Below are 12,181 nucleotides of genomic sequence, written 5' to 3'. Positions count from 1 at the left end.
GACCGTCAGTTCGATGTACCTGTTCGAGCAGACCAATTATCCGCTGACCTTGCTTGCCGTTCCTGACAACGGATTCGACTTAGTCATTACTTATGACCAGCAGCGGTTCGAAGCTGGCGCGATTACAAGAATGTTGAATCATCTCGTTGTATTGCTGGAAGGCATATGCAGCTATCCAGAACAGACCGTCCGATCGCTGACGATGTTGACCGAAGAGGAACGTCAGCTTCTGTTAACCAAATGGAACCGTACAGATATTAATTACCCGCTAGAGCAATGTATTCATCATCTGTTTGAACAGCAGGTTGAGCGTACGCCTGAATTGCCTGCACTCATTTTTGAAGATCGGGTATTGACTTATGCGGAGTTAAATGCCGAAGCCAACCGATTGGCCCGTTATTTACAGCAGCGAGGAGTTGGGCCGGAAGTGCCTGTGGCTGTATGCATGGAGCGTTCGATCGATATGGTCGTGGGTCTTCTTGCGATATTGAAGGCAGGCGGCGCATACGTGCCGATGGACCCGGATTATCCGCACGATCGTCTTACATTCATGTTCGAAGATACCAACGCGCCGCTGCTGCTCACGCAGCGTCACTTGATCGAGCGAATTCCTGAGTATTCGGGGCAGGCCGTATGTCTCGATGAGCAGCGACAAGATATCGCATCTGAAAGTGATGCGCAGCTTGATATCGAAATATCCCCTGACAGCATGTGTTACATCATATATACGTCAGGTTCAACCGGAAGGCCTAAAGGTGTCGTCAATATACACCGGGCTGTAGTCAACCGTCTCATCTGGATGCAAGCAGCGTATCAGCTTACTTCAGCGGATCGCGTGCTGCAAAAAACGCCGTTCAGCTTCGATGTATCGGTATGGGAATTTTTCTGGCCGATTATGACGGGAGCAACGCTTGTTGTCGCTGCTCCAGGCGGACACCGTGATCCTGCTTATCTACGTGACATCATACGTAAGGAACGAATTACGACGCTGCACTTCGTCCCTTCGATGCTGCAAGCCTTCTTGGAAGAAGAAGGGATCGAACACTGCTCTACTATTCGCCAAGTCATGTGCAGCGGGGAAGCGCTGTCATATGATTATCAGGAGCGTTTCTTTGCCAAGCTGGATGCACAGCTGCACAATTTGTACGGTCCGACGGAAGCCGCAATTGATGTTACGCACTGGACATGCCGCCGGGATACGGCATTGCGAACCGTTCCAATCGGTGTGCCGATTTCGAACATTCACATTTATTTGCTGGATCAGGAGCTTCGTCCGGTGCCGATCGGGGTACCAGGGGAACTGCATATCGGTGGTGTTGGGCTTGCCCGCGACTATTGGAATCGTGGGGAGCTGACGAAAGAGAGATTTATCCGCAATCCGTTCGACCCTTCGATGCAATCCCGCCTGTATAAGACAGGGGATCTTGCACGTTATATGCCGGACGGCGTCATCGAATATATGGGACGTATCGACCACCAAGTGAAAATTCGCGGGTTCCGTATCGAACTTGGGGAAATTGAAAGTGTGCTTGCCTCACATCCGCACATTAAGGAGGCAGCCGTTGTTACGAGGGAGGACACTCCAGGACATAAACGACTGGTCTCCTATGTGGTAGCCGATGAATCGGAACCGATGCAAGCTGCGCAACTGAGCAGCTATTTGATAAAAATATTGCCTGAGTACATGGTTCCGGCATCGTATACGTTCTTGAAGGCCATGCCGCTGTCGCCTAACGGCAAGCTGGATCGCAAAGCTCTGCCTGCTCCGCAGGATGCGCGCCTCGCATCGGACAAGCCGTATGCTCCGCCACGCAACGCGGTGGAGAGAACGCTGGCCCATGTGTGGGCAGATGTACTGAGCGTGAAGCAAGTAAGCATTCACGATAACTACTTCGAATTGGGCGGGGATTCCATTCTCAGCATGCAAATTGTATCGCGTGCGCGTCTAGCAGGGGTACATCTTACACCTAAGCTCGTATTCGAAAACCCGACGATTGCACAATTGGCGGCAGTGGCCAAGGAAAAAGTAGTGGTGGCAGAGCAAGGTGAGGTGGCGGGAGAAGTTATACTGACGCCGATTCAGCGCTGGTTTTTCGACAAAGATATGGTCGATAGGCATCACTGGAATCAATCGATGTTGTTGTCCGTTCGTCCGCCGGTGAATCGTCAGGCGTTGGAGCAGGCGATAGCTTATCTGCTGAAGCAGCATGATGCGCTGCGGCTGCGCTTCATACCGGAGGATGACGGATGGCAGCAAGTGTCTGCTCCTGTCGGCTCTGACATGCCGTTAGCGTGGATCGATCTGTCGAATTGCTCGGAAGAGAGTAGACGGGCTGCAATCCAAGAGGAGACCGCGCGGCTGCAATGCAGTCTTGACTTGGCACACGGTCCGCTTATGCGGGCTGCACTGTTCGATTACGGGGAGAGTGATGCAGCCAGACTTTTTATCGTCATTCACCATCTGGCAGTGGATGCAGTCTCATGGCGCATTGTGATGGAAGATCTGGAGACGGCTTATGTGCAGCTGCTCCACAATGTGCCAGTTCAGCTTCAGCTCAAAACGACGTCATATCGTCAATTCGCTGCCCGCTTGGCAGAGTATGCGCAATCCGAAGCGGTCAAGAGCGAGCACCATTATTGGACGAGTCATGTTGACAGTACCGAGTTATACATGCCGTTCTTGGAGCAGTTCAGTACGGTTGAAGATGCGCTCAAGCTCAATACGGTTGCTTCTACTCGTACAGTGAGCGTATCCCTCTCAGCGGAGGACACGACAGCACTGCTGCAAGAGGTACCGCTTGCCTATCGCACACAGATTAATGATGTACTGTTGACAGCGTTACTCATCGCTTTCCACCAGTGGGCAGGTCATCGAACGCTGCAAGTGGATATGGAAGGCCATGGACGGGAAGATATCTTCGAAGAGTTCGACTTGTCGCGGACAGTAGGCTGGTTCACTTCTATTTTCCCGGTTCGTCTTGAAGCGTCGCCTGAGAGCGTGGAGTCTACGCTCAAGCGCGTCAAGGAACTTGTGCGGAATATACCGCAGCGGGGGATTGGGTACGGTCTGTTGCGTTATGTATGCGAAGATGATGAGATTCATAGGCTGATGAGCTCGCTGCCGAAGTCACTCATCATGTTCAACTATTTGGGACAGGTCGATCAAGGAGCTGTCGCGGATACGGTGCTAGCGAGTGCGCATGAAGATACGGCGCTTGACAGCAGTCCTAATGGGCTTCGTCGCTATCTGCTTGATATCGCCGGGATGATTACGAATGGCGAATTCCATCTGGGCTTCATGTACAGTGAGCATCTATTCCGCGCCGAAGCGATTGCACAATTGTCGGAGCTGTTCCTGTCAGCCCTGCGCGCCATTATCTCGCATTGCCGTCAACCTGAAGCAGGCGGAATTACGCCGTCTGACTTCCCACTGGCGAAGTTGCCACAAGTACAGCTTGATCAATTGTATGTGAAGGATCGGAACATTCGCGATCTGTATCCGCTCACCCCGATGCAAGCGGGCATGTTATTCCATTCGCTCGCTGAACCGCATTCGGGCATGTACTGTGAGCAGAGCGCCTTTACGCTGCAAGGAACATTCGATGCTCAAGCGTTCACGCGGGCGTGGCATCAGGTGATGGAACGGCATGCCGTGCTTCGGACTCGCATTGAGTGGGAGGGGCTGGATCATCCGGTACAGGTATTGGTCGATGAGGTGTTGTCTGTTCCGTTCCATGAACTGGATTGGACCATGCTGTCTGCCAATGAGCAGGAGTGTAAGCTGCAGCTCTTTTTAGAGGAAGACCGCCAAATCGGCTTTGATTTTACGCAAGCGCCAATTATGAGATTTACAATCATTCACTATGATGCGAATACGGTCAAATTTGTCTGGACGTTCCATCATTTGTTGCTCGACGGATGGAGCAACCCGATCGTGATTCAGGAATGCTTTGCCTTATATGAGTCAATCTTGACGGGTGCCGACATTCAATTGGAGCCGGTTCGCTCCTACAGGGATTATATGTATTGGTTGAATGAACAGGATCAAGCTAGCGCGGAATCGTTCTGGAAAACCTACTTGGCTGGTATTGAGGCGCCTACACCGCTGCCATTGACGCGGCCTGCGGCGGCTGAGCCGTCCGGCTTCGCCGAGGTTGCACTGCATGTGGACGAAGTATTGACAGCATCGTTGAACAGCTTGGCACGCACGCATCAGTTGACGCTCAGTACGATTGTGCAGGGGGCATGGGGACTGCTGCTTGGCCGCTATAGCGGAGAGTCCGATGTACTGTTCGGAGCTACCGTCGCGGGGAGGCCTGCTGATCTGGAAGGCGTTGAGACGATCGTTGGCTTGTTCATCAATACGCTGCCTGTAAGAACAACGATACCGGCCAATGTCGATGTCATCTCCTGGCTGCAAGAACTTCAATCTGGGCAAACGGATAAGCAGCAATACGAATATGCGGCGTTAAGTCAGATTCAGTCGTGGAGTGATGTGCCGCAAGGAATGCCTCTATTCGACAGCATTATCGTATACGAGAATTATCCAATTCAAGTTACGGTATCGGAGCCGGGAGAAGTTGTGGAAAAGGCTGCTGGTGAAGCTGTCAATGAAGTAGGCAACGAAGCAGGTAATGGTTCAGGTGATGTAAAAGGTAAACAGGAGGCTAACGGAACTAACGCTACCGGAGGCGTGGAACTGCTTGGCGTGCAGTCGTTCGAGCGGACCAACTATCCGATTACATTGTCAGTTCTGCCTGGCGATGTGATGGAACTGCAAATCGGCTATGACACCGCACGATTTACATCTGCTGACATAGCGCGAATGCTGGGGCACTTGCGCAACTTGCTGCAGGGCATAGTGGCTGATCCAAATGGGCTAGTGGTAGAAGTGCCGATGCTTGGAGAAGCCGACACGGCGCAGTTGTTGGTGGACTGGAATGAAACGGCGGTAGAATATCCGTCAGGCTGCGTGCACCAGCTCATCGAAGCGCAGGCGTTGTCTGCACCGGACCGAACGGCGCTTGTTGTCGGAGCGGACTCGCTCACCTACCGGGAGCTGAACGAACGCGCCAACCGATTGGCTCATTATTTGCGGAAGCTGGGCGCAGGTCCGGAAGTATTGGTCGGTATATGCGCGGAGCGTTCCGTAGAGCTGGCCGTAGGCATCTTGGGCATATTGAAGTCAGGCGCCGCCTACGTCCCTATTGATGCCGCATATCCGGCAGACCGGATTGCGTATATGGTCGAAGATGCCCGCATGCTGCTGCTGTTAACGCAAGAGCGCTTAATCCAGCGCTTGCCGGCGCATGAGGCGACCATTGTGCTGCTGGATGCCGATTGGAGTGCGATTGCGGAACAGTCGGCGGACACGGTGATGAGCGGCGTAAGCGAAGAGAATGCGTCATATGTCATTTACACTTCAGGTTCGACCGGACAGCCGAAAGGCGTCGTAGTTACGCACGCTGCCATGCTGAATCACAACAGCAGTGCGGTAGCATTGTACGAGCTGACGGAGGCAGACCGTGTGCTCCAATTCGCGACGATCAGCTTCGACGCTGCGATTGAAGAGTTGTTCCCGACGTGGCTGTGCGGCGCCGCCTTGGTAATGCCGGAGGAGCGCTTGCTGAGCATATCCGGCTTCACGGAGCTTATCGAACGGGAGCAGCTTAGCGTGCTCAATCTGCCGACAGCGTACTGGCATGAGTGGGTAAGCGAACTGGCAAACGATCGCGTATCGCTGCCGAACAGCATTCGCGCGGTCATCATCGGTGGAGAGAGACCGTCACCGGAGCGGTTCGCTGAATGGCAGCGGCTTGCAGGCGAGCGCACCGCATGGTACAACACGTACGGTCCGACGGAAACGACAGTCATCAGCACGGCATTCCGCGCGCCGAGACCGGACGGGAACGGGGGACCGACGTACAGCGAAGTGCCGATCGGGCGGCCGATTGCCAATACGCAAGTGTATATTTTGGACTCGCATCTGCAGCCAGTTCCGACAGGTATACCTGGGGAGCTGTACATTGGAGGCAGAGGGCTGGCACGCGGTTATTTGAACAAGCCGGAACTAAGCGAAGCCGTCTTCATCCCGAACCCGTTTGCAGCGAGTGAACGGCTGTATCGGACGGGAGATCGGGCGAGGTACTTGGCACACGGGGAGATTGAATACTTGGGTCGCACCGATTATCAGGTCAAAATTCGCGGTTTCCGCATTGAACTGGAAGAGGTGGAATCGGCGCTTGTCCGGCTAGACGGGGTGAGACACGCGCTTGCACTCGCCCGGGAAGATCAACAAGGGGATAAGCGGCTTGTTGCTTATGCAGTTGTTGAAGAAGGAGTGGCAGTGTCCGCGGTAGAATTGCAGCAAGCGTTGAAGGAACAACTTCCAGGTTATATGATCCCATCAGCGATCGTGCTGCTGGATCAATTGCCGCTCACGGCGAATGGCAAGCTGGATCGCAGAGCGCTGCCTGCGCCTGATCTGAACGTTTGGCAGAAGAGTCGAGAATATACTGCGCCGCGCAATGACACTGAGCTGATTCTGAGCCAAGTGTGGGCGCAAGTACTTGGAATCGAGCGAGTTGGTGTTCACGATAATTTCTTCGAACTAGGCGGGGACTCCATTCTTAGCATACAGATCGTGTCTCGTACCGGACAAGCAGGGTTGAAGCTGACACCGAAGCAGCTGTTCGAGAATCAGACCATTGCGGAACTGGCAGCGGTAGCCAAGCAAGCTGTTCCCATGCTGGTGGACGAAGGGCCGGTGACCGGGCCTGTACCGCTGACGCCGATTCAGCATTGGTTCTTCGAACAGCCGATGACCAATCGTCATCACTGGAACCAAGCGATGCTGCTGACCATCAAGCAGCCCGTTCATCCCGAAGCGCTGCAGCAGGCTATGGCGCATCTCATCCGCCATCATGATGTATTGCGGCTGCGCTTCATGCAGACCGAAGCAGGATGGGAGCAGGGGGTGGCAGATGTCGAAGGGGAATCAGCAGCACCTGTTCTAGTGATCAATTTGGCTAAACTGTCGGAGCAGGAGCAAGTTGAGCAGATCGAAGCGGAATCGGAGCGTTTGCAGCAATCGTTAAACTTGACAGAAGGTCCTATCATTCGCACGGCACTGTTCGATTTAGGGACAGAGCGTCCGGCAAGACTGCTGATCGTGATTCATCATCTGGCCGTGGACGGAGTATCGTGGCGAATTATTCTCGAAGACTTGCAGCTTGCTTATGAACAGCTTGGTCAGAGCTTGCCGGTTCAGCTTCCGCCGAAGACGACATCGTTCAAAGCGTGGTCAGAACGGCTGCACATCTATGCCGATTCTCACCAAGTGAGAAATGAACGAGCATATTGGCTGAAGGCTGAACGATTGTATGCTAAGCCCCTGCCAACGGATATCGTTGTTTTAGAAGAAGATTATGCCTTAGTCAATACGTATGCATCGTCAGATACGATAACGACCGTGCTGGATGCGGAAATGACGCGCGCCTTGCTGCAAGAAGTGCCGCCTGTGTATCGCACCCGAATTAATGATATTTTGCTGACAGCACTGGCTCGGACGATAGCACCGTGGACAGACAGCAGAACGATTGTGGTGGATGTTGAGGAGCATGGACGGGAGGACTTGTTCGAAGACGTCGATCTGTCACGTACTGTAGGCTGGTTCACTGCCGTTCATCCGCTGCTGCTAGAGCTTAGTGTAAGCGGAACTGTTCAAGAAGATATCAAGGCGATCAAGGAACAGCTTCGCAGCATCCCGCAAAAGGGCATCAGGTACGGACTGCTGCGTTATTTATCCACCGACAAAGAAGTGTCTGACATGATGCGGCATGCAACTGCTCCGGGCATTTTGTTCAACTATATGGGCCAGATGGATCAAGCGACAGAGGAAACAGGCGCAACAATCGGCACTGCACCGGAATCTTACGGCATGCCAGTCAGTCCCGAAGCTCCGCGCGACCATCTGATCGAAATCAACGGAATCATTAGCGGCAAGCAATTGGTGATGAATTGGACTTACAGCAGCGAACTGCATCGGACTGCTACTATCGAACGGCTTGCGGCTTCTTACATGGATGCGCTGCGGGAAGTGATTGTACATTGCAGGCAGCCGGAAGCCGGAGGCTGGACGGCGTCAGACTTCCCGCTCGTTCCTGCGAACCAAGCTCAGCTGGATCGTCTATATGCTTCAGAGCGGCGCATTCGCGATCTGTATCCGCTTAGTCCGATGCAGGAGGGGATGTTATTCCATTCACTCGCCGAGCCGCATTCAGGAATGTACTGTGAGCAGACGGGCTTTACGCTTGCGGGCAAGTTCAGTCTGGAGGCATTTGAGCAAGCGTGGCGACGTTTGCTGGAACGTCATTCAATTCTGCGAACTCGCGTATGTCTGGATGGGTTCGAACAGCCGATTCAAGCAGTTCTTGATGAAGTGCCGCTGCCTATCGATCAGTTAGACTGGCGTTCACTCTCAGCAGAGCAACAAGAGCGAATGCTGGAGAGCTTCCTGAAAGAGGATCGTCACCGAGGCTTCCAGTTCCACGAAGCGCCTATTATGCGCTTTACGCTCATACAGCTTGCGAATGATAAGGTTCAGTTTATATGGACATTCCATCATATGCTGCTGGATGGGTGGAGCAACCCGATTGTCATTCAGGAATATTTCGCTCTCTATTACGCTTTTACAACGGGAACCGCAATTCAGCTTGAGCCGACGAGATTCTACCGTGAATATATCGCATGGCTGCATAAGCAAGACCAGCAGGCGGCAGAATCGTTCTGGCGCGGGTATCTGGCAGGTATTGAAGCACCGACCGAGATGCGCTTGCAACGTCCTGTGATAGCATCTGCCTCGGACTATGCCGAACTGGAGTTGGAGGTTGGGACAGAGCTGACAAGTCAATTACAATCATTCGCGCGAAGTCATCAGCTTACGCTTAGCACGATGGTTCAGGCAGCATGGAGTTTGCTGCTCAGCCGCTACAGCGGAGAGTCCGATGTGCTGTTCGGGGCAACCGTCGCTGGCAGACCTGCAGACTTGGCAGGCGTGGAATCTATCGTGGGACTGTTCATCAATACGTTGCCGGTTCGCGTTCAAGTTCGGACAGATATGGATGTAGTGAAATGGTTATCCCAATTGCAACAGCAGCAAGCGGAGAAACAGCAATATGAATATGCAGCCTTAACGCAGATCCAATCATGGAGCGAAGTACCGCACGGAACGCCGCTGTTCGATAGCATTATCGTGTATGAGAATTACCCAATTCAGGTCACGGTGCCAGAGGCGGCCGCAGCAGTAGACGAAGTCACTGCTTCCGAAGGAGTAGAACTGCTTGGGGTGCATTCCTTCGAACGGACGAACTATCCAATTACGTTGTCCGTTCTGCCTGGTGGAACGTTAGGGTTGCACATTGGTTACGATACAACCAGATTCAGTGCTGCCGATGTTCGTCGTATGCTGGAGCATCTGCGTAATTTGCTGCAAGGCATGGTAGCTGATCCAACCAGGATGACCGTACACATACCGATGCTTGGAGACGCTGAAACGGCGCAGCTGTTGGTGGACTGGAATGAGACGGCGGTAGAGTATCCGCCAGGCTGCGTGCATCAGCTCATCGAAGCGCAGGCGTTGTCCACGCCGGACCGAACGGCGCTAGTTGTCGGAGCGGACGCGCTCACCTACCGGGAGCTGAACGAACGCGCCAACCGGTTGGCTCATTATTTGCGGAAGCTGGGCGCAGGTCCGGAAGTATTGGTCGGTATATGCGCGGAGCGTTCCGTAGAGCTGGCCGTAGGCATCTTGGGCATATTGAAGTCAGGCGCCGCCTACGTCCCTATTGATGCCGCATATCCGGCAGACCGGATTGCGTATATGCTCGAAGATGCCCGCATGCCGCTGCTGTTAACGCAAGAGCGCTTAATCCCGCGCTTGCCGGTACATGAGGCGACCATTGTGTTGCTGGATACCGATTGGAATGCGATTGCGGAACAATCGGCGGACACGGTGATGAGCGGCGTAAGCGAAAAGAATGCGGCGTATGTCATTTATACTTCAGGTTCGACCGGACAGCCGAAAGGTGTCGTAGTTACGCACGCTGCCATGCTGAATCACAACAGCAGTGCGGTAGCATTGTACGAGCTGACGGAGGCAGACCGTGTGCTCCAATTCGCGACGATCAGCTTCGACGCTGCGATTGAAGAGTTGTTCCCGACGTGGCTGTGCGGCGCCGCCTTGGTAATGCCGGAGGAGCGCTTGCTGAGCATATCCGGCTTCACGGAGCTTATCGAACGAGAGCAGCTTAGCGTGCTCAATCTGCCGACAGCGTACTGGCATGAGTGGGTAAGCGAACTGGCAACCGATCTGGCAAATGATCGCGTATCGCTGCCGAACAGCATTCGCGCGGTCATCATCGGTGGAGAGAGACCGTCACCGGAGCGGTTCGCTGAATGGCAGCAGCTTGCGGGCGAGCGCATCGCGTGGTACAACACGTACGGTCCGACGGAAACGACAGTCATCAGCACGGCATTCCGCGCGCCGAGACCGGACGGGAGCGGGGGACCGACGTACAGAGAAGTGCCGATCGGGTGGCCGATTGCCAATACGCAAGTGTATATTTTGGACGCGCATCTGCAGCCAGTTCCGACAGGCATACCTGGGGAGCTGTACATTGGAGGCAGAGGGCTGGCACGCGGTTATTTGAACAAGCCGGAACTAAGCGAAGCCGTCTTCATCCCGAACCCGTTTGCAGCGGGTGAACGGCTGTATCGGACGGGAGATCGGGCGAGGTACTTGGCAAACGGGGAGATTGAATACTTGGGCCGCACCGATTATCAGGTCAAAATTCGCGGCTTCCGCATTGAGCTGGAAGAGGTGGAATCGGCGCTTGTCCGGCAAGATGGGGTGAGACACGCGCTTGTACTAGCCAGGGAAGATGAAGCGGGCGAGCAGCGACTCATCGCTTATGTTGTGTTTGAAGAAGAAGCTGAAGTCAGCGCCGCAAATCTGCAACAAGCGCTGAGAGATCGATTGCCGGCCTACATGATCCCGTCAGTGATCGTTCTGCTGGATCAATTGCCGCTCACGGCGAACGGCAAGGTGGACCGCAAAGCGCTGCCGGTGCCTGCAGGGGATCTCAATCAGGGGAACGCCGTTCCAGATGCACCGCGCAACTTGACAGAATTCCAATTGAAGCAGATATTCGAGGACATGCTGCAAGTAAGTGACGTAGGAATCCACGATAACTTCTTCAATCTGGGAGGACATTCCTTGCTCGCGATACGAATGATTGCGCGGATCAGACAAGTATTTAGCTGCGAGCTTCCGATTAGCATTGTTCTTGAAAAGGGGACAATCGCCGAATTGGCCAAGGCAATTCTGTACAGCGGTACGCAAGCGCCATTCTCGCCGCTGGTCACGCTGCAGCCGAACGGTACGCAGGCGCCACTCTTCTACGTCCATCCGGCAGGCGGCCTCGTGCTCAGCTATACGACGCTGTCCAAGCATCTGGGAAGCGATCAGCCATTCTATGCCTTCCAGTCCCGGGCGCTGAACGGGGAGAAGACAGGATTCATTGAAGAGATGGCGGCAGATTACATCACTGAGCTTCGTTCTGCTCATCCGCATGGCCCATATCGGCTTGGCGGCTGGTCGATTGGCGGAACAATAGCCTTCGAGATGGCCCGACAGCTTGTGCAGCAAGGAGAAGAGGTGGCTAATCTCGTTGTGCTGGACACTCCAGCTGAATATGTCGTAGAGGATGAGGACATGGCACTAAGCGATGCCGAACTCTGGTCCAAGCTCATCGACCTTCCGTTAGACGAACTGAAGCAGGTGGAACCAGATCGGCAATTAGACGAACTGTTGGCTGAGGCGAAGAAGCGTGGAATTGCAGCCGAGGACATGACGGTGGAACATGTCAGATCATTGGTGCAAGTATACCGAGATAACTCGGCAGTGACCAATGCTTACAATCCTGGGATGTACAGCGGCAGACTAACGCTGATTCGCGTGAACGACGACAGTGCAGTGTATCAAGAGGAAACGATGGGCTGGAGCGAGTTGGCTAAGGGTGGCGTAGACGTCTACTACGTATCTGGCGAGCATCATACGATGATGGATTCGCCGCACGTGGAGGTCGTAGCGCAACATATGCTTCATTCGTTTATCCGCTAA

General features: G+C 54.0%; 1 protein-coding gene (only partly in view). It reads left to right on the top strand.

The window, feature by feature from the left end; translation table 11 throughout:
• Nucleotides 1–12,181: the 3' portion of a non-ribosomal peptide synthetase gene (locus M3650_RS05415; RefSeq protein WP_251573037.1), read on the top strand. The gene continues 5,849 nt to the left of window position 1, outside the view; 12,181 of the gene's 18,030 nt are visible here — the last part of the coding sequence; the start codon falls outside the window, past its left edge; its stop codon occupies nucleotides 12,179–12,181.

The sequence above is a fragment of the Paenibacillus sp. MER TA 81-3 genome (assembly GCF_023713585.1).
GTDB classification, from domain to species: Bacteria; Bacillota; Bacilli; order Paenibacillales; family Paenibacillaceae; genus Paenibacillus_B; species Paenibacillus_B profundus.
Note: the sequence above shows the minus strand (reverse complement) of the source record. Positions and strands in the feature narration are given on the sequence as shown.